The organism is Clostridium sp. Ade.TY, assembly GCF_000498355.1.
Classification (GTDB): Bacteria; Bacillota; Clostridia; order Clostridiales; family Clostridiaceae; genus Clostridium.
The window spans coordinates 31,641-56,612 of record NZ_AVSV01000002.1 but is presented as its reverse complement, the minus strand read 5'-3'; the positions used below and the strand labels follow the sequence as shown (position 1 = coordinate 56,612).

24 protein-coding genes are annotated in these 24,972 nt (G+C 24.6%); 20 read left to right on the top strand and 4 right to left on the bottom strand.

The window, feature by feature from the left end:
- Positions 1-17 precede the first annotated feature (17 nt).
- The 5 genes from O212_RS15815 to O212_RS0100240 all read left to right on the top strand — a co-directional run bounded on the left by O212_RS15815 (position 18) and on the right by O212_RS0100240 (position 5,756).
- Positions 18-152, top strand: a complete 135-nt coding sequence (locus tag O212_RS15815; protein WP_035278887.1) for a cyclic lactone autoinducer peptide — start codon at positions 18-20, stop codon at positions 150-152.
- 52 nt (positions 153-204) lie between these two features.
- The gene (locus O212_RS0100255) at positions 205-1,908 is read left to right on the top strand and encodes a diguanylate cyclase (protein WP_024613170.1); all 1,704 of its coding nucleotides are present in this window, start codon (positions 205-207) and stop codon (positions 1,906-1,908) included.
- A gap of 111 nt (positions 1,909-2,019) precedes the next feature.
- Positions 2,020-3,807, top strand: coding sequence for an AAA family ATPase (locus O212_RS0100250; protein ID WP_024613169.1), 1,788 nt, complete (start codon positions 2,020-2,022; stop codon positions 3,805-3,807).
- A 218-nt stretch (positions 3,808-4,025) separates the two neighbouring features.
- Positions 4,026-4,811 (top strand): MurR/RpiR family transcriptional regulator, encoded by a 786-nt coding sequence (locus O212_RS0100245; RefSeq protein WP_024613168.1) that lies wholly within the window; start codon positions 4,026-4,028, stop codon positions 4,809-4,811.
- Between the two features lie 78 nt (positions 4,812-4,889).
- Positions 4,890-5,756, top strand: coding sequence for a radical SAM protein (locus tag O212_RS0100240; protein ID WP_029699055.1), 867 nt, complete (start codon positions 4,890-4,892; stop codon positions 5,754-5,756).
- 43 nt (positions 5,757-5,799) lie between these two features.
- Here O212_RS0100240 and O212_RS0100235 read toward each other — a convergent pair whose 3' ends face one another.
- A complete protein-coding gene (locus O212_RS0100235; RefSeq protein ID WP_024613166.1) occupies positions 5,800-6,492 on the bottom strand; it encodes a DUF6198 family protein in 693 nt (230 codons plus the stop codon).
- A gap of 381 nt (positions 6,493-6,873) precedes the next feature.
- On the opposite strand from O212_RS0100235, the gene O212_RS0100230 reads away from it, so the two are divergent.
- From O212_RS0100230 to O212_RS0100175, 11 genes are all read left to right on the top strand, one after another.
- The gene (locus O212_RS0100230; RefSeq protein WP_024613165.1) at positions 6,874-7,527 is read left to right on the top strand and encodes a TIGR01906 family membrane protein; all 654 of its coding nucleotides are present in this window, start codon (positions 6,874-6,876) and stop codon (positions 7,525-7,527) included.
- 264 nt (positions 7,528-7,791) lie between these two features.
- Positions 7,792-9,090 (top strand): 2-hydroxyacyl-CoA dehydratase family protein, encoded by a 1,299-nt coding sequence (locus O212_RS0100225; protein ID WP_024613164.1) that lies wholly within the window; start codon positions 7,792-7,794, stop codon positions 9,088-9,090.
- Positions 9,065-10,729, top strand: a complete 1,665-nt coding sequence (locus tag O212_RS0100220) for an acyl-CoA dehydratase activase (protein WP_024613163.1) — start codon at positions 9,065-9,067, stop codon at positions 10,727-10,729. The genes O212_RS0100225 and O212_RS0100220 overlap by 26 nt, the downstream gene beginning before the upstream one ends.
- 65 nt (positions 10,730-10,794) lie before the next feature.
- Positions 10,795-11,217, top strand: a complete 423-nt coding sequence (locus O212_RS0100215; protein WP_024613162.1) for a MarR family transcriptional regulator — start codon at positions 10,795-10,797, stop codon at positions 11,215-11,217.
- 104 nt (positions 11,218-11,321) lie between these two features.
- Positions 11,322-11,675, top strand: a complete 354-nt coding sequence (locus tag O212_RS0100210) for a carboxymuconolactone decarboxylase family protein (protein ID WP_024613161.1) — start codon at positions 11,322-11,324, stop codon at positions 11,673-11,675.
- 175 nt (positions 11,676-11,850) lie between these two features.
- On the top strand, positions 11,851-13,557 hold the full coding sequence (gene lpdA, locus O212_RS0100200) for a dihydrolipoyl dehydrogenase (protein WP_024613160.1): 1,707 nt from the start codon (positions 11,851-11,853) through the stop codon (positions 13,555-13,557).
- The gene (locus O212_RS0100195) at positions 13,550-14,470 is read left to right on the top strand and encodes a lipoate--protein ligase (protein ID WP_024613159.1); all 921 of its coding nucleotides are present in this window, start codon (positions 13,550-13,552) and stop codon (positions 14,468-14,470) included. The genes lpdA and O212_RS0100195 overlap by 8 nt, the downstream gene beginning before the upstream one ends.
- Before the next feature lie 192 nt (positions 14,471-14,662).
- On the top strand, positions 14,663-16,672 hold the full coding sequence (locus O212_RS0100190) for a YgiQ family radical SAM protein (RefSeq protein WP_024613158.1): 2,010 nt from the start codon (positions 14,663-14,665) through the stop codon (positions 16,670-16,672).
- 213 nt (positions 16,673-16,885) lie between these two features.
- On the top strand, positions 16,886-18,058 hold the full coding sequence (locus O212_RS0100185) for a galactokinase (protein WP_242829540.1): 1,173 nt from the start codon (positions 16,886-16,888) through the stop codon (positions 18,056-18,058).
- Between the two features lie 9 nt (positions 18,059-18,067).
- A complete protein-coding gene (gene galT, locus O212_RS0100180) occupies positions 18,068-19,582 on the top strand; it encodes a UDP-glucose--hexose-1-phosphate uridylyltransferase (protein ID WP_024613156.1) in 1,515 nt (504 codons plus the stop codon).
- 113 nt (positions 19,583-19,695) lie between these two features.
- Positions 19,696-20,709, top strand: a complete 1,014-nt coding sequence (locus O212_RS0100175; protein ID WP_024613155.1) for a LacI family DNA-binding transcriptional regulator — start codon at positions 19,696-19,698, stop codon at positions 20,707-20,709.
- Between the two features lie 32 nt (positions 20,710-20,741).
- Here O212_RS0100175 and O212_RS0100170 read toward each other — a convergent pair whose 3' ends face one another.
- Positions 20,742-21,047: a hypothetical protein gene (locus O212_RS0100170; protein ID WP_024613154.1), complete on the bottom strand. Its 306-nt coding sequence runs from the start codon at positions 21,045-21,047 to the stop codon at positions 20,742-20,744.
- Between the two features lie 234 nt (positions 21,048-21,281).
- Here O212_RS0100170 and O212_RS0100165 point away from each other — a divergent pair, with 234 nt between their 5' ends.
- The 4 genes from O212_RS0100165 (at position 21,282) to O212_RS0100150 (ending at position 24,236) form a co-directional block, all read left to right on the top strand.
- Positions 21,282-21,839: a biotin transporter BioY gene (locus O212_RS0100165; RefSeq protein ID WP_024613153.1), complete on the top strand. Its 558-nt coding sequence runs from the start codon at positions 21,282-21,284 to the stop codon at positions 21,837-21,839.
- 18 nt (positions 21,840-21,857) lie between these two features.
- Complete coding sequence (gene bioB / locus O212_RS0100160; protein ID WP_024613152.1) at positions 21,858-22,856, top strand: biotin synthase BioB; 999 nt, start codon at positions 21,858-21,860, stop codon at positions 22,854-22,856.
- Between the two features lie 123 nt (positions 22,857-22,979).
- Positions 22,980-23,654, top strand: coding sequence for a dethiobiotin synthase (gene bioD, locus O212_RS0100155; RefSeq protein ID WP_024613151.1), 675 nt, complete (start codon positions 22,980-22,982; stop codon positions 23,652-23,654).
- Between the two features lie 270 nt (positions 23,655-23,924).
- Positions 23,925-24,236: a PTS lactose/cellobiose transporter subunit IIA gene (locus tag O212_RS0100150; protein ID WP_024613150.1), complete on the top strand. Its 312-nt coding sequence runs from the start codon at positions 23,925-23,927 to the stop codon at positions 24,234-24,236.
- An 86-nt stretch (positions 24,237-24,322) separates the two neighbouring features.
- On the opposite strand, the gene O212_RS0100145 is transcribed toward O212_RS0100150, so the two are convergent.
- Both O212_RS0100145 and O212_RS16545 read right to left on the bottom strand, forming a co-directional pair.
- Complete coding sequence (locus tag O212_RS0100145) at positions 24,323-24,583, bottom strand: hypothetical protein (protein ID WP_024613149.1); 261 nt, start codon at positions 24,581-24,583, stop codon at positions 24,323-24,325.
- Between the two features lie 146 nt (positions 24,584-24,729).
- Complete coding sequence (locus O212_RS16545; protein ID WP_152524837.1) at positions 24,730-24,900, bottom strand: hypothetical protein; 171 nt, start codon at positions 24,898-24,900, stop codon at positions 24,730-24,732.
- Between the last annotated feature and the right edge of the window lie 72 nt (positions 24,901-24,972).

Here is a 24,972-nt window from a genome sequence, read left to right as displayed (position 1 = left end):
TTAAGGGGGAATAAATTATGAAAAAACTAAACAATAAGGTATTAATGGCTCTTGCAACAGTAGCAACAGTTGTTGCTGGAACAGTAGCTACATCAGCTTGTTTCTGGTGTTTTCATCAACCAGAAGAACCAAAATCTTTAAGAGAAGAGTAGAAGTATAAAGGGCCAGAGAAATTCTGGTCCTTTAGATTATGAGGAAGTAATTATGAATGAAATAGATAAACAAAAATATAAACAGTTAAATGATATAGTTGCAGTAGTTAAAATTTCTACACTTTTATTTACAGGAATGATAATTATACAATATTTTTTTAATGGAGGAATATTAAAAGATAATATATTATATAGTCAATATGGAATATTATTAGTTGGATTTATAACATGTTTATTGTTATTTATTTATGTTATATGGAAATTTTATACGCCAAATAAAGTTAAAAATAAACATCCACTATTATTTCAAATTATAGAAAATATAACTTTTGTTATTATATTTTCTGTAGTTATAATAATTTCAGGGGCTAATACTAGTGAATATAAAATATTATTTTTATTTATAATAATAACTACAACAATACAGTCAGGTATGAAGCAAGGAATGATATTTGCTACAATTTCATCAGTTATAGTATTAGCAATAGATATGATTTGCATGCCTAATGTTCAGATAAATAAATATTTTGAAAATGATTTAATATTAGTTGGTGTCTTTTTCTTGACTGCATGGCCATTAGGTTTTTATGTAAAAATAGAAGGTGAGCATATAGAAAGGTTAAGAGATTTAGCCAATGAGGATGGGCTTACTGGAGTTTATAACCATAGATATTTTTTTGATGCATTAGAAAAAGCATTAGAAGTTTCGAAAACAAAGAAAGAAAAGTTATCTGTTATTTTTATAGACATAGATTATTTTAAAAATTATAATGATTTATATGGTCATCAAGAGGGAGATAAAGTTTTAAAAAAAGTAGGAGAAATATTAAAAGAAAGTATAAGACATAGAGATATTGTTGCAAGGTATGGTGGTGAAGAATTTGCCATAATTTTACCAAATACAAATGAAATTATTGCAAATGAAATTGCTGAAAGTATAAGAAAGAATATTGAAACAGAATATTTTTATGGTCAACAAAATCAACCTAATGGAAACTTAACAGTATCAATTGGAATTTCGATTTACCCAGATAAAGCAAAGGATGAATTGGAACTTATAAAAAGTGCTGATGATGCGCTTTATAGAGCAAAATTCTTTAACAAGAATAGAGTTGAAACGTATGCATCTATACTGGAGGAAATAAAAAGAGATATTAGTGAAGATGAAGTTAAATTAGTTACATCTATAAAGACTTTAATAAGTGTAATAAATGCTAAAGATAGATATACATATGGACACTGTGAGAGAGTAGTTCTTTATAGTAGATTACTTGCAAATAAGTTAAATCTTAATGAAGAAGATAAAAATAGTTTAATATATGGTGCCTATATGCATGATGTTGGTAAAATTAATATAGCAAAGGAAATATTAATAAAGAGAATGCCGCTTAATAATGATGAATGGAATACGCTTAAAGAACATCCACAAAATGGAGTGGATATTATAAAGCCAGTAACTTCTTTAAAAAGAATTGAACCTATAGTACTTCATCATCATGAAAAATATGATGGTACTGGATATCCAAAAGGGTTAAAAGGAGAAGATATACCTTATTTGGCTAGAGTTTTAACTGTTGTAGATAGTTTTGATGCCATGACATCAAATAGACCTTACAATAAAAGAAAAACTTATGAAGAAGGAATAGAGGAGTTAAGAAAATGGAGTGGAAGGCAGTTTGATCCGGAAATTGCTGATAAATTCATTGAAGTAATAAAAGAAAATAAAGATAAATTAGGTGAATTACCAGATCATTAAGATGGTTGTTATAAGCAATCATCTTATTTTTTTATATAAAATGGAAGGAAATGTATGATGACAGTAGAAATATATTATTAATAGTATATTTAGAATTTTGGGGGAAGAAGCATGGCTATATTTCATGGTAATTTAAAAGGGATATTACCAAATTTAAATGATTCTTCTTTAAATTTAATAAAAAAATTTAAAGAAGAGCTAGATAATAGTTTTAATATATTTTTAAAGCATAATGTAAATGGAGATGATTTTAATATATTAATAATTAGAGAAGGGGCAGGAATATTAATTTTAGATGTATTAAATTGGAATCTAGAAAATTATATATATGTAACTGGTGGAAATGCTGGAAAGTATGGAATTATAATAAATAAAAACAATAGAAATAATAAAATACCATTTATAACACCTTTTGAAAAAATTACAAGACTTAAAGAAAATATTTATAAATATCATATAGAAGAATTTATGAAAAGAAGTATATTAAATTTAAATTATATAAATTTAATTCATACTTCAATATATTTTTCAGGATGTAAAAGTTATGATATAACAGATAAATTTAGCAATAATACAAGAGAGATGAAAAAGATAAAATTATGGGGAGATAATTCAAAAATTTTAAATGATATAAAGTTTATATTAAAACCAAATAAATTATTTGATCAGGAACTTTATAATATAGCTTTAAGAAATATTAAATATAAAAGTTATAACAATAGTAATAGCAAGTATTTAAATTTAGATAAAAAGAAGATAGAACTTATGAAAAGTAAAGAAGGAGTAAATGCAAAAATAAAAGGAATTGCTGGAAGCGGAAAGACAACTTTGTTATGCAATAGAGCAATATCTGCATATAAAAGAATACATGGAAATGGAAGAATTCTTATATTAACATATAATATTACTTTAAGAAATTATATAAAGGAAAAAATGAGTAGTTTTAAAATTAAATTTAATTGGAGTGCATTTTATATAAATAGTTATTATATGTTTTTAAATCAGAGAGCATTAGAATTAGGGGTAGATATAAAAAATATTAATAATGAAGGTATATATAAGTTATTTAGTATATTAGTAAAAGAAGAAAATAAATATGATGCTATTTTTATAGATGAAGTTCAGGATTTTGAAAGAGAATGGCTTGATTTACTTAAAGATGTATTTTTAAAAGAAAATGGTGAATATATATTATTTGGAGATGAAAAACAAAATATTTATAATAGGGAGTTAGATACTAAAAAAAGAGTAAAAACTAATGTTAGAGGACGATGGAACGAACTTACAACATCATATAGAATATCAAGTAATATTGCAATATTACTTAAAGAATTTCAAAAAGAGTTTTTTATAAAGAAATATGAATTAGATAATATTATAATTGAAGAACAAATAGGATTAAATATAAATGAAGATGAAATAACTTATATATATTGTGACAATTTATTTCCATTAGATATATTTGAAAAAGGAAAATTTTATTTAGATGAAAAGAAATTAAATTATAAAAATACATGTATTATATGTGCAAATTTAGAAGAATTAAGAGAAATGGAGTACTATGCAAGAAATGAATATAATATAAAGGTTGAAAGAATGTTTGAAACAAAAGAAGAATTTTTAGAAATATGTAAAAGAGAAAACAAAATAAAAATATTAGAAGATTTACGTGAATCAAGACAATTTAATTTTTTTGTTACATCTGAAGGTTTGAAAATGTGTAATATAGAAAAATTTACTGGACTTGAAATTGATAATTTGATTTTTGTTATAGATAAAAATGATAAAAATATGGAACTTATATATACTGCAATAAGTAGATGTAGAAAGAATTTATTTATAATAAATAGAGGTAATGTTAAGTTTGATAATTTTATAAATAGTTTAAACATAAAATAAGAAGGAGGATATAGGTATTATTTTTAGAAGGTTTATCTATAAGTCTTAGTTAATGCTTATAAAATATTTAAAGGAGATTAAATATATTAAAGTATATCCTCCGATTCTTAGTGATGCATTTAAATTATTGACAATATTTATAATAATATACAAAAAAAGTATTAAAAACATAATTATTGAAAATAATTTTATGGTACAATAATATAGGGGTGGGGATAATGAATTTAGATGAGCTTATAAATAGCAATTATAAAAGTTTAAATTTTAATGATATGCATATATGGAAGTGTATATCTAAAAATAAAAGGGATTATTCAAATTTAACAATAGAAGAATTAGCAATTAAATGCAATGTTTCTAAAACAACTATATTAAGATTTATACAAAAGTTATCCCTTAGAGGATATGAGGAATTAAAATTATATTTAAATTATGAAGATAATGAAATTGAATGTGATTTAGATGAAAACAATAAATTGATATGTAATGTTTTAGATTATAATATAGGCGGAATAAAAGAAAAAGATTTTAAAAGTGCATGTAAGATGATATATAAGGCTAAAAAAGTTTTTATATATGGAACAAGTCATATTCCTAAGTATGTTGTAAAAGAAATGAATAGAATATTTATTTTATATTATAAAAATGTAAGTATATTAGAGCCGTTTTATAAAAGTAATATAAGTTTAAATAATATATCAGATGATGATTTAGTAATATTAATATCGTTGAGTGGTGAATCTGAAGAAATATTAAAATTGGCTAAGGAGTTAAATAAAAATAAAATAAAAATATTATCAATAACTAAATATAGTAACAATAGACTAGCGAAGTTAAGTAATGAGCATTTATATACTACAGAGTGTATAAGTATTAATAAAAGTTTTGAATATGAAACTACATCAGAATTTTTTGTATTAGCAGAAGTTTTATTTGTAAAATATAGAAATTATAATAAAAATGTATTTAAAGAGCATAATTATAAAAAAGTGAAACTTGTCTAAATAGATAAGTTTCATTTCTTTTTGTACATAAATTTAGTATATAATATAAGAAAAAAGTTTGGAAAGTAGGGAGTTATTATGTATAGTATGCCACTTTATAGACCACCTAGTGAAGCAAATAGTTTAATAGTTCAAGCAACTATAGGATGTTCTCATAATAAATGTACTTTTTGTAGTATGTATAAATCAAAGAAATTTAGAATAAAAAGTTTAGAAGAAATAAAAAAGCATATAGATGAACTTAAAAATATATATGGAGATATAAGAAGAATTTTTTTAGCTGATGGAGATGCTTTAATTATAAAATTTGAAGATTTAAAGGAAATATTAAAATATATAAATTATAAATTTCCAAGTTGTGAAAGGGTAACAATGTATGCTTCACCAAAATCTATAGCATCTAAAACAGTAATTCAACTTAAAGAATTAAGAAATCTTAATTTGAAGATGGTTTATATTGGTATAGAAAGTGGAAATGATGAAGTATTAGAAATTATAAATAAAGGAGCATGTAGAGAAGAGTTAATAAAAGCATGCAATAAAATAAAGATGAGTAATATAGCAATATCTGCTACTATAATTGCTGGAATTGCACCAAGGGAACTTTCAATGAGGCATAGTATAGATACTGGAACATTAATAAGTGAAATATCACCAGAATATGCTAGTGTATTAAGTCTTATGTTAGAAGAAGGAACACCTTTATATAATCAAGTTAAATGTGGAAATTTTAATATGTTAAATAGTATTGAAATTTTAGAAGAAATAAAAAATATAATAAAAAATATAAATGCTAGTAAGAATATAATATTTAGAGGGAATCATGCATCAAATTATATAAGTTTAAAAGGTGAATTTATGAAAGATAAAGATAGATTAATAGAAGATATTAATTGGTGCATAAAAAATAATTATTTAAGTAATAAAGAATATAGAAGATTATAAAAGAAAAAGAAGTACAATTTGTACTTCTTTTTTTATAAATTAATTAGTTTGTTTCAACTACTTCTTGAGCAATTTGATTTTTTCTTGCTTCTAATTCATCACTAGTATATATGAACTTATGAACAATATTTTCTAATTTTGGCATAAAGAATTGTATTGATGGTCCTGTAAGTAAAGCTGCTATTATAGTTCCAACCCCAACAACTCCACCAAGGAAAAATCCAACTATTAAGAAAGTTGCATCTAAACACATACGAACAACACGGTATTCCTTTTTACTTTTATCTGATAATATAAATGGAATAACATCATTTGGAGAAACTCCAAGTTCTGTAGCCTTAAGTAATGAGAAACCAATAGCTATTATTATACAACTAACTGCTAATAAGATCATTTTTACTATAAGGTTATATTGTGAAAAATTAAATGGTTCAAAAAATCTTATCATTAAATCAATAAATGGACCTGCAGCAAACATGGCAAGAACAGTACCGATATTAATATAACGTCTTTCAACTATTAATATAATAACTAAGAATGTAAATGTAATTATCATATTACCAATACCAGGAGTTATTCCTATAACATCCGCTAAACCTTGAGTAAATACAGTGAATGGGTCAGACCCTATGTTAGTTCCTATAAATATTGCTACACCAGTTTGAATTATCCATAAACCAAGAAAGAAAAATACTAATTTCTTAGTTAATTGTTTACAGTTAAGTTTCTTCATCATTAGACCTCCGTAATTTTAAAATATAAAAAAGCTTCTAAACTTGTCCCAGAAGCATCGTGAATACAGAATATCATAAATGTGAATCTAAATAAAATATTTGAAATTTTAAATGTTCATGTTTACATAAGCGTTTACATAAAAAATTATTAATAGAAAAGAATAATACTTAACAAAAATACAAAGAAATGATAAATTCATTAGTAAAAATACAAAAATAATACTAATAATAAGTGTCAAAATAGTGGATAATTATAGTATAAGTGTAACTGAAAATATGACAATTTAAACATCTGTCATCATAATATTATAATATATGGTTTTATATGGAATTTCAAGTGCTTTTATGGTATATTTTATATATTATGTATAAAGAGGTGTTGGATGAGAAATAAATTAAAAGAAATTTTTATGACTTTTTACATGCTTATAGTTTCTTTATTATGTGCTATATTATTGGTTTTTAATTGCACTTATATATACAAACTATGTATAGAGATTTTTAATTTGGAAAGCAAAAGTAATATATCAAAAAATTTATTAATGGGAGATTATAAAAAAATAATATCATATGTTACAAACCCATTTATAAAAAAGCTTGAGTTTGATAATTTCAATATGAGTGCTCAAGGGGAATTTCATTTTTTTGAAGTTAAAAATATAGTCTTTGTAGTAGAAATTATATTTATATTTTTATTAATATTAGGAATTATATTATTTTTATTAAAAAGAAAAAGAAGATTTAAATTTCCAATTAGAAGTTTAAATTATTTTTTTTATTTTACTATTATAATTATAGGAATTTTATTAATATTAATTTACTTTGATTTCTCATATGTATTTGATAAATTTCATGAAATGCTTTTTAATAATGATTACTGGGTATTCAACCCGAATACAGATCCTATAATAAAAGTATTACCGGAAGAATTTTTTATGTTTTGCGGGGTTATAATCCTATCCATTACATTAATAGTATCTATAATTTCAAAAATTATTTATTTAAATTTAAAAAGATTAATGAAGAATAATAAGTAATATTATTTTTATTTATTTTAGTTGCTATGGTATTAGCAACTTTTTTTTATTTGTAGTTAACTATTATTTTATATAGAAATTTTAATATTATTATAAGTGAATTTGAAATTTAAAAGTATATATTTTAGGTAATTATAGAAATGTTAAAGGTTAACATAAAATATTGTTAATTTTTTGGACATAAAATAGTAAAAGTAAATAAAAAAAATTAAGTTATAATAAATTAGACAATTAATAAAAGACAACTAAAGTTAAGGAGAAAATATGGACTTTATAAAAATTTATAGTAATATTTTAAAGAATAATATGGAAAACCCAGATAAAGTAAAGAAATTACTTAAAGCAGGATATAATTTAGAGTACTTAAATTTAAATTTATTAGGGGATAGAAATTTACCTAAATCTCTTAGATATTTATCAAAACTTTGTATGAAATTCACATTGGAACCATTAAAAGATCCTGATAATACAGCTTTTGTAAATGTATTTACACCAACTGAATTTTTGCATGCATTTGATATGAATCCACAACTTATAGAAGCTTTTTCATCATATATATCAGGAACAAAGCTTGAAGATGTTTTAATTGATAAAGCTGAAACTTATGGTATATCAGATAGTCTTTGCTCATATCACAAGACTTTTTTAGGTGCTGCAATGACTAAAATTTTACCTAAGCCTAAATTTGCAATAACAACATCAACAGCTTGTGATGGAAACATTAATACATTTAGATATATATCAAATATTTATAATATAGAAAAGTTTATTATAGATGTACCTTATGAATACAATATTGATGCAGAAGAATATGTTAAGGAACAACTAAAGGAAATGGTGGTTTTCATTGAAGATAATACACATAAAAAATTAAAAGAAGAAAAATTAAAAGAGATTATTTTAAATGAAAATCAATCAGTAGAATATTATAATAAATATTTAGATAATTTAAAAAATAAGTATTTCCCAAATACAATAACTTCAGAAATGTTCAAAGTATTTGCAACTCATCCTGGAATGGGAAGAAAGGATACTTTGAAATTTTATAAATTATTAGCAGAGGATATAGAAAAATATCCTGATGAAAAGGCTAAAAAAAGGTTATTATGGGTACATTTATTGCCATTTTATAGTGATGGAATGAAAGAATTATTAGACTTAAATAAAGAATATCAATTACTTATTTCAGATATGAATGTAGATTATATGAAACCATTAGATATAAATAATCCATATTCATCTATAGCAAAAAAAATAATTTTAAATTCATATAATGGCTCATATGAAAGAAGAGCAAACAATATATTAAAATATTCAAAAGAGTTAAATGTAGATGGGGTTATTAATTTTTGCCATTTTGGATGTAAACAATCAAGTGGTGGTTCATTAATACTTAAAGATACATTAGAAAAAAATAATATTCCTATATTAAGTATTGATGGTGATGCTGTAGATAGAAGAAATAGTCAAGAAGGACAAAATAAAACAAGACTTGAAGCCTTCTTTGAAATGTTAGATAGTAAGGAGGGATTTATAGATGATAGCTTGTATGTGCAAATATAGTCCTTTTGCAGTATTTGATGCTTTTGACGAAAAAGGAATTATTATAGATGATGAAGTTGATCAATTTAATGAGTCAGATAAACTTTTGCATCCTAATATGTGTTCATATAGTAAAGGACTTTTAGATACAATAATTTTAAAAAAGATAGATAAGGTATTTTTAGTAAATTGTTGTGATTCTATAAGAAGACTTAAAGATACTTTAGATAAAATACCTTCAATTAAATTTGTTTATATTATGGATCTTCCAAGAAAAAATAATTGCTGCGCAAAAAATATGTTGAAAATAGAAATTTTAAAATTTATTAATGAGTATGAAAAATTTAGTGGAAAAAAATTTGATATAGAAAAGTTTAATAAAGGTCTTTATAAATATTTAGATAATAATAAAAATCCAAGTATTCCATATATAGCTGTAATTGGTGCGAAAATATCAAGAGAATTTATACATAAAGTAGAAGATTTATTAGAGTATCCTTTAGTAAATCATACTTGTTCTAGAGAACATTATTTAACGAATGTTAGAAGTTTTAATAATAAAGAAGAAGCTATTAAATGGTATTCAGATGAAATATTAGGTTATACACCTTGTATGAGGATGGAAGATACTACAAATAGAAGAGCACTTATAGAAGATCCTAATTTAAAGGGTATAATTTATCATACAGTTAAATTTTGTGATCATTATTCTTTTGAATATGTAGATTTACAAAGGGGAAAAACTCCTATTCTTAAAATAGAGACAGATCTTACAAGTCAAAGTGCAGGACAAATAAAAACACGTATTGAGGCTTTCAATGAACAGCTAAGTGGAGGAAAAATGCAAATGAAAGAAATAAAAAATAAAGATAAAATTTATGTTATGGGAATAGATAGTGGATCAACGTCTACAAATGCAGTTATTATGGATAAAGATAAAAATATGTTAAGTAGTATAATAGTTAAAACTGGTGCAAAGAGTATGGATTCAGCAAATTTAGCTTATAAATTAGCTCTTAAAGAAGCAAATCTTTCAAAGGAAGATATTACACTTATAATAGGAACTGGTTATGGTAGATATAATATACCTTTTGTAGATGAAAATATAACGGAAATAACATGTCATGGAATGGGAGCTCATTTTTTTAATCCAGAAGTAAGAACAATTATAGATATAGGTGGACAGGATAGTAAAGCTATAGCATTAGATGAAAAAGGAAATGTAAAAAGTTTTGTAATGAATGATAAATGTGCGGCTGGAACAGGAAGATTTTTAGAGATGATAGCTAAAACTTTAGAGATTGATTTAAAAACTATGTCAGAAGAGGGCTTATCTTATAATGAAGATCTTACAATAACAAGTGTTTGCTCTGTATTTGCAGAATCAGAAGTTATAACTCTAATTGCTGAAAATAAAGAGAGAAGAGACATAATACATGGAGTAAACAAATCAATAGCAACAAAAACAGTAGGTCTTGTAGAGAGAGTTGGAAAGTGTGAAAAATATATGATGACAGGTGGAGTTGCTAAAAATAAAGGAGTAATAAAAGCTATAGAAGAAAAGTTAAATAGTAAATTAGTTATAGCAGATGAACCACAAATATGTGGAGCTGTTGGAGCAGCTATATTAGGATTAAATAAAATTTTAGAAAATATTTAATGTTAATTTACTTTTTTTATTAAATATAATATCATACTAATATATTATATTATGGAGAGGTATTTATGTTTAATATAGATGATTGTATTGGTTTTATAACAAATAAGTGTGCCAAAAAGATAGCAGATGAATTTAATGGAAGATTACAAGAACACGGTGTTACAAGAGTTCAGTGGATAGCTCTTTTTTATATAGGAAAATCTGATAGTATGTCTCAAAAAGAACTTTCAGATCTTATGAATGTAAAAGAATCATCCATGGTGAGACTTATTGATAGAATGGAAAAAGAAAAATTGGTTGTTAGAAAAAAGAATATAAATGATAGAAGAATAACTAGTATAGTATTAACTGATAAAGGAATAAATCTTAGAAATGAATTATTACCTTTAGGAGAGCAATTTCAAAAAGATGCTACAAGAGGAATTAGTAATGAGGAACTAGATAATTTCAAAAAAGTTTTAGAAAAAATGGTAAATAATATAAGTTAACGTTGACAATACCACCTAATGGTGGTATTTTTATATTATAATACTTGCTATACTAAGTATTAGTATTACAAGTAAATTGAGGATTTATATTTAGGAGGATTATTATGAAAAAAGATGTAAGACAAATGTTAAACGATTTTATGAATGGATTAAATAGTTTAGGAGAAACAAATGGAGAAAATGTTAATGCATTTATGAATTTGTTAGGTACAAACTATGCAGAAGGAGCTATAAGCACAAAAACAAAAGAGTTAATAAGTGTTGGTATAGCAACTTACAATAGATGTGAGTATTGTATAGTATTCCACACATATAAAGCTTTAGAAGCAGGTGCTACTAGAGAAGAAATATTAGAAGCTGCTATGGTTTCAGTCGCATTTGGTGGTGGCCCAACTATGGCATATACAGTTACTTTATTAAAAGATTCAATTGATGAATTTGAAAAGGATTTTAATTAAAGTTATATATGAATTAGATGCCATGTAAATTAAGAGATTGCTATAAAAGTTATAATATATTAATTTTTTTAATATTTTAGGGGAAGTTGAAAAAATTAATAAGTCAAATAACTTTTAAAGCAATCTTTTTAATTAATATATTAATTGAAAATTTTTGGGAAGAAGAGGAATAAATATGGATATAATTTTAAAAAACATAAATGGAAATTCTGCAAAAATAGGTAAAATAAATGTTTCTGTAGGAGATGTAGTAAAGAATAATGAAATATTATTACAATTAGAGACAAATAAAGGAAATAGTCCATTTAAAGCAAATGGAAACTTTAAAATAAAAGAAATAAAAGTTAATGAAGGACAAGAAGTGAAAAAAGGTGATATTTTATTTTTAGTAGATGATTTAGAGGAAAATTCCGATAAAAATACCAAAAATGATAATCCAAAAGTAGATTACTTTGGAAATTTAATTAAAGGTAAGAAGGAAAATATAACTACAGATTTGTTGATTATAGGAGCTGGTCCTGGAGGATATGTTTCAGCTATATATGCAGCTAAAAATGGATTGAATACTGTATTAGTAGAAAAAGATAATCTTGGAGGAACTTGTTTAAATGTAGGGTGTATACCGACAAAAGCATTTGTTAAATCATCTGAAGTATATAATGAAGCTATATTAAGTGAAAAATTTGGATTTGAAATAAAAGAAATAAAACTTAATATGGAAAAGGTTGTTGAAAGAAAAAATAATATAAAGAATAATTTAAAGTCAGGAATTGAATATTTAATAAATAAAAATAATGTAAAATTAGTTAGGGGAAATGCTGAATTTATAGATAATAGAACTGTTATTGTAAAAAAAGGAAAAGATGAATATAAAATTAATGCAAAAAATATTATAATTGCAACAGGGTCTAACATTTCAAAAATAAATATAGAGGGAATAGATTTACCATTTGTACTAAATAGTACTTCTATTTTAGATAATAAAAAATTACCTAAATCAATTACTATAATTGGTGGAGGGGTTATTGGAATGGAATTTGCTTTCATATATTCAAATTTTGGAGTAAAGGTAAATGTTGTTGAATATATGGATAGACTTTTAACTATGGTTGATTATGATATATCAGATGGAATTATTAAAATAGCAAGAGAAAATGGAATCAATATCTATACAAGTTCAAAAGTTAATAAGATTGAAAAATCAGAAAATGGAGAAGCTATAGTATCTTTTGAAAATGAAGGTAAAAATAAATATTTAGTATCAGAAAATGTATTAGTTGCAATAGGAAGAGAACCTAATATTAAAAATTTAGGAATAGAAAAAACTGATATAAAATTAAATGAAAATGGTAGAGGGATAAGTGTAGATAATAAGTTAAGAACTAATTTAGAAAATATATATGCTATAGGAGATGTTACTAATAAAATACAACTTGCACATGTTGCATCACATCAAGGAATTGTTGCTGTAGATAATATACTTTGTAAAGATAAAGAGATTAGTTATGATTATGTTCCAAATGTAATATTTACTTCACCTGAAATTGCAAGTATTGGATTAACAGAAAAAGAATGTAATGAGAAAAATATAAATATAAAAATAAGTAAATTTCCATTTTCAGCAAATGGGAAAGCATTAACTATGGGAGAAACAGAGGGATTTATAAAATTAATTAAAAATATTGATAATAATAAAATAATTGGAGCTTCAGTAATAGGACCAGATGCCTCTACATTAATAAGTTCATTAACATTAATTATAAAAAATAATATTAGTGAAGAAGAAATAATTGATACAATATTTGCACATCCAACAACTTCAGAAGTTATTCATGAAGCAGCACTTGGATTTGGTATAGGAGCTATACATTATCATGAATAGAATAGTCATATCAGAAGAAACAGATCCATATTATAATTTAGCATTAGAAGAAGAACTTTTAAATAATGTTAAATATGATGAAAATATTTTATATCTTTGGCAAAATGATAATACAGTAGTTATTGGAAGAAATCAAAATCCATATTTAGAATGTGATATTGATTATATGGAAAAAAATAATATAAATTTAGTTAGACGTATATCTGGTGGAGGAGCAGTATTTCATGATTTAAATAATTTGAATTTTACATTTATAACTAAAAATAATAATGCAGACTTAGAAAAACAATTAAAAGTTATAAAGAGAGCAATTGAAGAGTTTGGATTAAGTGTAGAATTTTCTGGAAGAAATGATTTATTAGTAAAGGATAGAAAGTTTTCAGGAAATGCATTTTATGATGATGGAGAAAATTATTTTCATCATGGAACTATTATGATAAATGTAAATACAGATATTTTAGTGAAAGTTTTAAAACCTTCAAAGTTGAAATTGGAATCTAAAGGGATAAAATCTGTAAAAAGCAGAGTAGTTAATCTTAGTAGTTTAAATGAGGAAATAAATGTTAGTACTTTGAAATTTACTTTAGAAAATTCTTTTAAGATGGTATATGGAAATATAACGAAAAAAGATATATATAGTAAAGATGTAAAAATACCTTATTTATATGAAAAATATAAAAGTAAAGAATGGAATTTTGGAGAAAGTCCAAATTATAATGTTTTTTTAGAAGAAAAATTTAAATTTGGAAATATGCAAATTTTATTAACTATAAAAAACAATAAAATAGATAGCATAAAAATATATTCAGATACACTAGAAAAAGTAGATTTTGATAAAATTAAAAATGAACTATTAGGTAAAAGTTTTTCAAGAAGATATATTTTAAAATATATAAAAAATAATATAAATTAATAGAATTAAGAAAGAAGATTATGTAATTAATCTTCTTTTTTTACTTTTTTATACAGTCTAGTTAAAAATAATTTTTAAAAATTACTTTTTTTATTGAATAAAAGTATTATAATAAGAGAATATGCTTTATAATAGTAATCTAGATTAGAAAATAATATAATAGGTTAATAATTATAGATAGAAGGTGATAATATGACAGAAAATAGATTTTTACCAATAAGTAAAAAAGATATGGAAGAAAGAGGATGGGAGCAATGTGACTTTATTATAGTTACAGGAGATGCTTATGTAGACCATCATAGTTTTGGTACTGCCATAATTTCAAGAGTTTTAGAAAATGCAGGATATAAGGTTGGAATAATACCACAACCAGACTGGCATAGCACAGATGATTTTAAAAGACTTGGTAGACCTAGACTTGGTTTTTTAGTTAATGGAGGAAACATGGATTCCATGGTTAACCATTATACTGTAAGTAAAAGAAGAAGAGATAAAGATATGTATACTCCAGGCGGTAAAATGGGAGCAAGACCAGATAGAGCTACTATTGTTTATTGTAATAAAATTAGAGAGGCGTACAAGCACGTTAATGTTATAATAGGTGGAATAGAAGCTAGTCTTAGAAGATTTGCACATTATGATTATTGGGGAGATAATGTAAGAAACTCAATACTTATAGATAGTGGTGCAGATTTACTAGTATACGGTATGAGTGAAAAGCAAATAGTTGAAGTTGCAAATAGTTTAAATGATGGTTTTGATGCTAAGTACATAAGACATATAAATGGAACATGTTATACAATAGAATCATTAGATGAAGTATATGGAGATTATAAAATGTTACCTTCATTGGAGGAAGTAGCAAGTGATAAAGTAAAATATGCAAAAGCATTTAAAATTCAATATGAAGAACAAGATCCAATTAGAGGAAAGCAACTTATACAAAAGCATGGAAATAGATATGTTGTTATAAATAAACCAGAAATGCCATTAACAAGAGAAGAACTTGATGAGGTTTATGCACTTCCATATACAAAAAACTATCATCCTATATATGAAAAGGATGGGGGAATACCAGCAATAGAGGAAGTTAAATTTTCTATAGTAAGTTCAAGAGGTTGTTTTGGTAATTGTAACTTCTGTGCTATAACATTCCATCAAGGTAGAGCTGTTCAAAGTAGAAGTGAGAAATCAATACTTGAAGAAGCAAGAGAAATAACAACATTTAAAGATTTTAAAGGATATATTCATGATGTAGGCGGTCCTACAGCAAACTTTAGAAAACCAGCTTGTAAACATCAACTTACAATAGGAGCATGTAAAAATAAACAATGTTTAACACCAGGAGTATGCAAAAATATGGATGTTGATCATAGTGAATATTTACATCTTTTAAGAGAAATAAGGAAAATTCCAAAGGTTAAAAAAGCTTTTGTAAGATCTGGATTAAGATATGATTACATAATGGCTGATAAAGATGATACTTTCTTTAGAGAACTTGTAGAGCATCATGTAAGTGGTCAACTTAAAGTTGCACCAGAGCACGTTGCACCACAAGCTTTAAAATATATGAATAAGCCATCAGGAAAGACATATGATAGATTTAGAGAAAAATTCTTTAAAATAAATAGACAACTTAAAAAAGAGCAATATATAATTCCTTATTTAATGTCAAGCCATCCAGGTAGTGGATTAAAAGAAGCAATTCAACTTGCTGAATATTTAAGAGATATTAAATATCAACCGGAACAAGTTCAAGATTTTTATCCAACTCCAGGAACAATGTCAACAACAATGTTTTATACAGGACTTGATCCATTAACTATGGAAGAAGTATATATTCCTAAGACAAAAGAAGAAAAAGCTATGCAAAGAGCACTTCTTCAATTTAAAAATCCTAAAAACTATAATCTTGTTTATGATGCTTTAATGAAAGCAGGAAGAGAAGACTTAATAGGTAATGGACCTAAATGTTTAATTCAATCAAAAGAAACAAGATATATAGCAAGTATGCATGGAAAATCTAAGTCTAAAGGAAAAGGACATCAAAAAGATAATAAAAAATCAAGAGATAATAGAAGTTCAAGAGATAATAAAAGAGGTAGAAATTCTAGTAAACAATCAAAAGGCGAAGAAACTAGAATGTATAAAGGTAAGAAAAGCAGAGGTCCTGCAAAATTAAGACTTAAAAAGAAAAAGTAAAATAATAAAAGATATTTAAGAGAGTTATTTTTGAAATAACTCTCTTTTTTATATAAGAAAGTAGAAAGATATTTTATTTAAAAGGATAAAATGTAGTAATAAATCTAGTAAAAATAAAGTAAAAAAATCTAGTAAAAATAAAGTAAAAATATATTGAAAATGTTTTCTTGAGGTGTTAATATTATATTAACAAATAAATTTGTATAAAAGGGTGTGGATGTTTTGAAACAAGAAATGTTAAATATTTTTACTAAAGTTTATGGAGATAATGAAGGAACTAGAGTGTTTTTTTCACCTGGAAGAGTTAATTTAATTGGTGAACATACTGATTATAATGGAGGGAATGTTTTTCCTTGTGCAATAAGTTTTGGAACTTTTGGAGTAATAAGATTAAGAGATGATAAAAAAATAAGAATGTATTCAAAAAACTTTGAGGATTTAGGAATTATAGAATTTAACGTAGATAATATAAAATATGAAAAAGAACATGATTGGGCGAATTATTGTAAAGGGGTTATAGATGTATTACAAAAAGAGGGTCACAATATAGATAAAGGATTTGATGTTGTAATATATGGAAATATTCCAAATGGAGCAGGACTTTCATCATCAGCTTCTCTTGAATTATTAATTGGAGTTATGATGGACAAGCTATTTAATTTAAATATTAATAGAATAGATATTGTTAAATATTCTCAAAGGGCAGAAAATAAATTTATAGGTGTAAACTGTGGGATAATGGATCAATTTGCAATAGGAATGGGAAAAGAGAATAAAGCTATATTATTAGATTGTAATACTTTAAAGTATAGTTATTCAAATATAGATTTAAAAGATGAAGTTATAATTATAGCAAATACAAATAAAAGAAGAGGACTTGCAGATTCAAAATATAATGAAAGAAGAAGTGAGTGTGAAAATGCTTTATCTGAGTTAAAAGAAGGATTAAATATTAACTCTTTAGGAGAGCTTACAATTGAGGAATTTGAGAATAATAAGAATTTAATAAAAGATGATATTAGAAGAAAGAGAGCAAAACATGCTGTATATGAAAATGTTAGAACTCTTAAAGCAAAAGAAGCACTTGAAAATAATGATTTGAAATTATTTGGTGAGCTTATGAATCAATCACATATTTCATTAAGAGATGATTATGAAGTAACAGGAAAAGAGTTAGATACATTAGTTGAACTTGCATGGGAGTGTGAAGGAACTATAGGTTCAAGAATGACAGGTGCTGGATTTGGAGGTTGTACAGTATCTATAGTTAAAAGAGATTTTGCAGAAAGATTTATAAAATATGTTGGCGATAAATATAAAGAAATTATAGGCTATGATGCAGATTTTTATATAGCAAGTGTAGGAGATGAAACTAGAGAAATATAGGGGGTTACCATGGGAATTTATAGAGATATTGATAGATTAATAAAGTATTCTGTAATGAAAAACTTAATAGAGTGTGAAGATGAAGTATATATAAGAAATAGTTTACTTGAACTTTTTAAGTTAGATGATTATGAGGCAAGTGATATAGAAGATGAGGTATTAAATACTCCAACACCAATTTTAGAAAGTCTTTTAGACTATGCATATGAAAAAGGATTAATTGAATATAATACTCCAATTTATAGAGATCTTTTTGATACTAAAATAATGGGGATTTTAGTTAAAAGACCTTCTGAGATAATTAGAGATTTTAATTATAAATATAAAAAAAATCCTGAAGAAGCAACGACTTATTTCCATAATATAAGTAAAGCTTGTGATTATATAAGAACAGATAGAATAGCTAAAAATCTTGTATGGAAAACAAATTCAGAATATGGAAATATTGATATAACTATAAATTTATCAAAACCTGAAAAAGATCCAAAGGCTATAGAAGCTGCCAAAAGTCTTCAACAATCAGGATATCCAAAATGTTTACTTTGTAAAGAAAATGAAGGATATGCCGGAAGAGTAAATCATCCAGCAAGACAAAATTTAAGAGTTATACCTATAGAGCTTTTAGATGAAAGATGGTTTTTACAATATTCACCTTATGCATATTACAATGAACATTGTATAGTATTTTCTGGAAAACACATTCCTATGAAAATAACAAAGGATAGCTTTGATAGAATTTTAGAATTTGTAGAGAAATTTCCACATTATTTTATAGGATCAAATGCAGATTTACCAATAGTTGGTGGGTCTATACTTACTCATGATCATTATCAAGGTGGAAATTATAAATTTGCAATGAATGATGCAAAAGATGTATTTAAATTTAATATAGATAATTATAAAGATATAGAATTATCTATAATTAAATGGCCATTAACAGTTATTAGATTAAGGGGAAAGGATAGGGAAAAGTTAAGTGAACTTTCAGGTAAAATATTAGAACATTGGAGAAATTACTCTGATGAAGATGCAGGAGTATTTGCTTATACAAAAGATGTGCCTCATAATACAATAACACCAATTGGAAGATTTTTTAATGAAAAATATGAATTGGATCTTGTATTAAGAAATAATAGAAAAAATAATGAGCATCCAGATGGAATATTCCATCCACATAAAGAACTTCACCATATAAAGAAGGAAAATATAGGACTTATAGAGGTATTAGGACTTGCAGTATTACCAGCTAGATTAAAAGAAGAACTTAAAGTTATAGAAAAGAATTTAATTTTAAATGATGAAAATAGTATAAACAAAGAAGAAATAGGAATACACTTAGATTGGTTTTATGAAATAATAAGAAATAATAAAGATATAAATGAAAATAATGTGGAAAAGATAGTGAAAGATGAAGTAGGAAAAGTGTTTGTAAAAGTTCTTGAACATTGTGGTGTATTTAAATGGAATGAATCTGGAATAAAATCAATTAAAAAATATATAGATTCATTAAAGAGTAGTATTTAAAATATAAAAATAAATATGGACTTGAATTTTAAAGTTCAAGTCCATATTTTTTATTATTTTGATATTTAAAATACCTTAATATATAATAAATTATGAGAAAGAGGTGAAATATATTGGCAACTATAAAAGATATAGCAAATATTGCAGGAGTATCAATATCAACGGTATCAAGGGTTTTAAATTTAGATAAGACATTAAATGTTTCAGAGGAAACTAGAGAAAAGGTTTTAGAAATTGCTGATAAAATGAATTATATGACTGCAAAGCAAAAGAAACTTAAAGATAAAGGTCATACTATAGGGATTGTAAGTAGTTTTGTAGGTGGAGAATCAAATGACCCATATTTTTTATATATTAGAATGGCAATTGAAAAAAGATGCAATGAAAAAAATATAGAATTTAAGTCTGTATATATAGATAAATTAGTTGATGAGCCTGTATCAAAATATAAAGAGATAAATGGAATAATAGCTATAGGAGTATTTACTTCTGAAGAAATAGAAAAGTTAGAATCTATAACTAATGAAATTATATTTGTAGATTCATCACCAGATGAGTGGAAATATGATTCAATAGTTGTAAATTTTAAACAAGGTGTTTTAAGTGCCTTAAATTATCTTGTTGACTTAGGTCATATAGATATAGGATATATAGGTGGAAGAGTAATAGCTCATAATGATAAAGAAAAAAAAGAAATGTTTAATGAGAGAGAAAAAATTTATATAGAATATATGAAAGAAAAAGGCAACTATAAAAAAGAGTGGGTATATAAAGGTGATTTTACATTAGAAGATGGATATGATCTTATGAAAAAAATGCTTGAAAATAAAAATATACCGACAGCTGTCTTCGTAGCAAGTGATCCTATGGCTATAGGAGCTTATAAAGCAATTAATGAAAAAGGATATTTTGTCCCAAAAGATATAAGTATAATTGGCTTTGATGATATTGCAACAGCAAAATTTTTAACACCATCTCTTACAACAATTAAAGTATTTGTAGAGCTTATGGGAGAAACTGCATTAAATACAATTTTAGAAAGATTAGAAAATAGTAGAGAAATAAGTAAAAAAATAGTTTTACCAGTAAAACTTATAGAAAGAGAAAGTTGCAAGTCAATTAAATAGAAAAACGTGTCAAAAGATAGACACGTTTTTTATTAAAAGTTAGAAAATGCATTAGATGGACGTCCTTTATAAGGACAAATTTTCATTGATTTTTTTATTAAATGTTGTTTTTCTAAATAAGAACAAATTGAACTAATATGTTCTGATGGATCTATTGAATTTTCAGCATTTGTAAAAGACAAAGCTGATTTTAAATTACTATAAGGTATTGAGTGTATATTTTCACTAATTTCTGTTGGAGTAAAAAAATTATTAGGATTAGACATTAAAAAGGTCCTAATATCATCTGCTAATGAATGAAATTCTAAATTACTTTCAGTATTTGTATAAAGTTCCATTTAAATCACTCCTTAAAATTTAATTTATAATTTATAGTATATAAATAAATTCAAATACTATGTAAATGTTTACTTAAATATATTATAACAAATATAAACAAGGAAATAAATGGGTTTTGAAAAATAAAATTATTGTCATCTAAAATTAATGAAGAAAAGTTGACAATATAAAAATCTGAATATATTATATAAATATAAAATAGTTTGATAATCAAAGTATTTGGAGGAGAAATTATGAATTTAAAAACTAGAGATTTAATATTGATTGCAATGTTTGCAGCTCTTACAGCAGTAGGAGCATTTATAAGAATACCAATACCTATAGTACCATTTACATTACAATATTTTTTTTGTGCATTAGGTGCAATTTTACTCGGAAGTAAAAATGGAGCATTAGCACAGATTTTATATGTATTTGTAGGATTAATAGGAATTCCAGTTTTCACAAAAGGTGGAGGTCCACAATATATATTACAACCTACTTTTGGTTACTTAATAGGATTTATAGTAGCAGCATTTATTATAGGCAAATTGACAGAAAGTGTTAGAAATTTAACTTCAGCTAAAATATTTTTTTCATGTTTATTTGGATTAGCAATTATATATTTATTTGGGGTAATACATATGTATGTTATTTATAACTTTTATTTAGGTAGCACAATGAGTATTTTTACAGCAATTAAAATAGGAGTTATAGCATGTTTACCTAGTGATTTATTATTAAGTTTTATAATATCTTTAGTTGGCCTTAAAATTACTAAGGTATTAAGAAATATAGGATATCAAAATTAAATTTAAGAGGTAAGTAATATGAGTTTTTGTGAACAATTAAAATTAAAAGTTATTAATGGATATAATGTAAAAAAAGATGAGGCTCTAAGGTTGTTTTTAGAGCCTTCTTCTGAATTATTTAAATGCGCTAATGAAATAAGAAAAGTATTTTGTGGTGATGAAGTTCATTTATGTTCTATAATAAATGGTAAAAGTGGAAAGTGTAGTGAGAATTGCAAATATTGTGCTCAATCTGTCCATTTTAAAACTAATATAAAAGAATATGAGTTATTGGAATATAAAAATATATTAGATGTTGCAAAAGATAATGAGAAAAATGGAGTAAATAGATTTTCGATAGTTACAGCTGGAAGAGGGGCAAGCAATTATGAAATAGATAAATTATCAAATTATTATAGGTTATTAAGTGAACAATGTAATATTTCTTTATGTGCTTCTCATGGAATAATTGGAAAGGAAAGTTTAATTAAACTTAAAGAGGCTGGAGTCGAAAGATATCATCATAATATAGAAACTTCAAAAAATTATTATAATAAAATATGCACAACACATAGCTTTGAGGATAGAATAAAAACTATAAAATATGCAAAGGAAGTTGGATTAGAAGTTTGCTCAGGTGGAATAATAGGAATGGGAGAGACCATAGAAGATAGAATAGATATGGCAATTGAACTTAGAAATTTAAAAATAAAATCTATTCCTATAAATGTTCTTATTCCTATAGATGGAACACCGTTTGAAAGTTTAAATGTTTTAAGTGAAGAAGAAATATTAAAAACTATATCAATATTTAGATTTATAAATAAGGATGCGAATATAAGACTTGCAGCTGGAAGAAGCACTATGAAAAATAATGGAGAAAATGCTTTTAATGTTGGTGCTAATGCAACAATTACAGGTAATTTATTAACGACATGTGGAAATAAAATAACAGATGATTTAAATATGATATATAAAATTGGGTTAAAAGTATGTAAAAAAAATATGAAATTGGAAGAAATATTTAATAAAAAATGATAAACTATTATAGATAGATTTTTAGCTTATAGAGTATTAAAGTAGTAGAGTAAGAAGGTTAAGTTAAAGTTTATTATTTTAAATTTACAAAAATAAAAGAAATGTAGGATGGAAGGTGAATACATGAGCGTAGGAATATTTGTAACAGGAACAGATACTGATGTAGGAAAAACTTTTGTATCTTCATTATTAGTAAAAGGACTTAGGGAATATGGTATTCAAGCAGGTTATTTCAAAGGGGTTTCTAATAAAGCCGCTGAAGATGCTAAAAAAGTATGTGAAATGTCAGGACTTAGTGAAGATTATAAAGAGATGTCATCTTATAATTTAAAAAATAATTATTTTCCTCATTTAGCAGCACGTATTGAAGAAGTCAATATAGATATGCAAAAAATAATTTTTGATTATCAAAAAATGATGAAGAAGTATGAATTTTTAGTTGTTGAAGGTAGTGGAGGAGTTGTTTCTCCTATAAAGATGGAAGGTAATGAAATAATTTTATTAGAAGATATTATTAAAAATTTAGGGTTATCTACTATATTGGTTGCAAGATCAACTGAAGGAACTATTAATCATACAGTTTTAACTGTTGAACATTTAAAAAGAAAAGGGGTCTCTGTTAAGGGAATAATATTAAATGGATATGATAAAAATAATATTATACACTTGACGAATAAAGAGGTTATAGAGAAGTTAACAGGGATAAAAAATATATGTACTATACCAGCTATTGAAGATAATAAAATAAGTAATGAAATAATTATGGATTTAATAAAAATGATGAATGAAGTCAGATAAGAAAAGAATGAAAAGGTACCTAAAATAAAGGTATCTTTTTATTTTCTGTGTAAATATTTAAAATATAATGTATAAAATAATAAAAAAATAAGGTAAAGTGTGAATTTATTACAATAGATTTATATAGAATAAGTATAATATTTACACACATTTGTAACTAATATAAGAAATAATATATAAATACAAGTAAAATAGCTAATTTAAAATGTTGGCATATTATTTGCTATAAAATATAGTATAAAAATATTTTTATAGCAAAGGGGTATATTTATGGATAATTTAGAATTAGTATCATTTCAAATAATAAGTAGTGTAGGAGAAGCAAAATCAGCTTTATTTGAAGTTTTAGAACTATCAAGAAATGAAAACTTTGAAGAGGCTGAAAAGAAAATAGAAGTGGCAGAAGAAGCAATTTTAAAAGCACATGAGTCACATTTTTCATTAATCCAAGAAGAAGCTAATGGAAATAAAGTTGAACCATCTTTATTATTAATTCATGCAGAAGATCAATTAATGAATGTTGAAACATTAAAAGCATTTGCAAAAGAAATGATTTTATTACATAAAAAATATAGTAAATAAATTTATAATAAAAACTAGATACTAAAAATTTAATATATGAGCTTAAGTTAGTGCAAGAAAAAAGAGAGTTTAAAAAAAACTCTCTTTTAGCTATTTAAAATAGTATTTAAATCATCAATTAAAACTTTTAAGTCATAAGCATCTTTAGGTACTAATACTCTATATTTTCCTGAGCTTTCGTCTTCAAATTTAGTTTTTAAAGTTTTGAAATAATTTTTTATTTCACTAAATTTATGCTCACCTAATTTTTGTCTATTTTTAGAATCAATAGTGATTTTATGGCAATTGATAGAACATTTTTTATCATCATTTTGCTCTACATTTATGTAATCATGTATATTTTTCATATTTATCACCTCTATTATATTTTAACATTAAATAATGAATAATATTAAAAAAAATATATTATTTTACCATAATTTAATAATTAAAAAGATAGATAATAAAGTGTTTTATTATCTATCTTTTTATGAAGGTACAAATTCATAGTGAACTATTTGTTATGAGATAATTTTGAACGTTTAGTATATTTTTTACCATTTGCATGGCTACCAAGTTTCTTGCCATGTTCTATGCCTATTTCTGCACCTTGTTCAGAATACATCTTTCTAAGTTCAGCATTAGATTTTGGTCTATCTTTTAATCTGTTTTTATTATTATCCATAAAAGAAAACCTCCTAAAATAAAAATTTGCACAAAAATAGTTTGCGTAAATAATATTAAATTATTTACGCAA

What these genes read in the sequence shown, in the direction of transcription:
- O212_RS15815 (WP_035278887.1), top strand. Translation starts at nt 18, where the DNA reads ATGAAAAAACTAAACAATAAGGTATTAATGGCTCTTGCAACAGTAGCA.
- O212_RS0100255 (WP_024613170.1), top strand. Translation starts at nt 205, where the DNA reads ATGAATGAAATAGATAAACAAAAATATAAACAGTTAAATGATATAGTT.
- O212_RS0100250 (WP_024613169.1), top strand. Translation starts at nt 2,020, where the DNA reads ATGGCTATATTTCATGGTAATTTAAAAGGGATATTACCAAATTTAAAT.
- O212_RS0100245 (WP_024613168.1), top strand. Translation starts at nt 4,026, where the DNA reads ATGAATTTAGATGAGCTTATAAATAGCAATTATAAAAGTTTAAATTTT.
- O212_RS0100240 (WP_029699055.1), top strand. Translation starts at nt 4,890, where the DNA reads ATGTATAGTATGCCACTTTATAGACCACCTAGTGAAGCAAATAGTTTA.
- O212_RS0100235 (WP_024613166.1), bottom strand. Translation starts at nt 6,492, where the DNA reads ATGATGAAGAAACTTAACTGTAAACAATTAACTAAGAAATTAGTATTT.
- O212_RS0100230 (WP_024613165.1), top strand. Translation starts at nt 6,874, where the DNA reads ATGAGAAATAAATTAAAAGAAATTTTTATGACTTTTTACATGCTTATA.
- O212_RS0100225 (WP_024613164.1), top strand. Translation starts at nt 7,792, where the DNA reads ATGGACTTTATAAAAATTTATAGTAATATTTTAAAGAATAATATGGAA.
- O212_RS0100220 (WP_024613163.1), top strand. Translation starts at nt 9,065, where the DNA reads ATGATAGCTTGTATGTGCAAATATAGTCCTTTTGCAGTATTTGATGCT.
- O212_RS0100215 (WP_024613162.1), top strand. Translation starts at nt 10,795, where the DNA reads ATGTTTAATATAGATGATTGTATTGGTTTTATAACAAATAAGTGTGCC.
- O212_RS0100210 (WP_024613161.1), top strand. Translation starts at nt 11,322, where the DNA reads ATGAAAAAAGATGTAAGACAAATGTTAAACGATTTTATGAATGGATTA.
- lpdA (WP_024613160.1), top strand. Translation starts at nt 11,851, where the DNA reads ATGGATATAATTTTAAAAAACATAAATGGAAATTCTGCAAAAATAGGT.
- O212_RS0100195 (WP_024613159.1), top strand. Translation starts at nt 13,550, where the DNA reads ATGAATAGAATAGTCATATCAGAAGAAACAGATCCATATTATAATTTA.
- O212_RS0100190 (WP_024613158.1), top strand. Translation starts at nt 14,663, where the DNA reads ATGACAGAAAATAGATTTTTACCAATAAGTAAAAAAGATATGGAAGAA.
- galT (WP_024613156.1), top strand. Translation starts at nt 18,068, where the DNA reads ATGGGAATTTATAGAGATATTGATAGATTAATAAAGTATTCTGTAATG.
- O212_RS0100170 (WP_024613154.1), bottom strand. Translation starts at nt 21,047, where the DNA reads ATGGAACTTTATACAAATACTGAAAGTAATTTAGAATTTCATTCATTA.
- O212_RS0100165 (WP_024613153.1), top strand. Translation starts at nt 21,282, where the DNA reads ATGAATTTAAAAACTAGAGATTTAATATTGATTGCAATGTTTGCAGCT.
- bioB (WP_024613152.1), top strand. Translation starts at nt 21,858, where the DNA reads ATGAGTTTTTGTGAACAATTAAAATTAAAAGTTATTAATGGATATAAT.
- bioD (WP_024613151.1), top strand. Translation starts at nt 22,980, where the DNA reads ATGAGCGTAGGAATATTTGTAACAGGAACAGATACTGATGTAGGAAAA.
- O212_RS0100150 (WP_024613150.1), top strand. Translation starts at nt 23,925, where the DNA reads ATGGATAATTTAGAATTAGTATCATTTCAAATAATAAGTAGTGTAGGA.
- O212_RS0100145 (WP_024613149.1), bottom strand. Translation starts at nt 24,583, where the DNA reads ATGAAAAATATACATGATTACATAAATGTAGAGCAAAATGATGATAAA.
- O212_RS16545 (WP_152524837.1), bottom strand. Translation starts at nt 24,900, where the DNA reads ATGGATAATAATAAAAACAGATTAAAAGATAGACCAAAATCTAATGCT.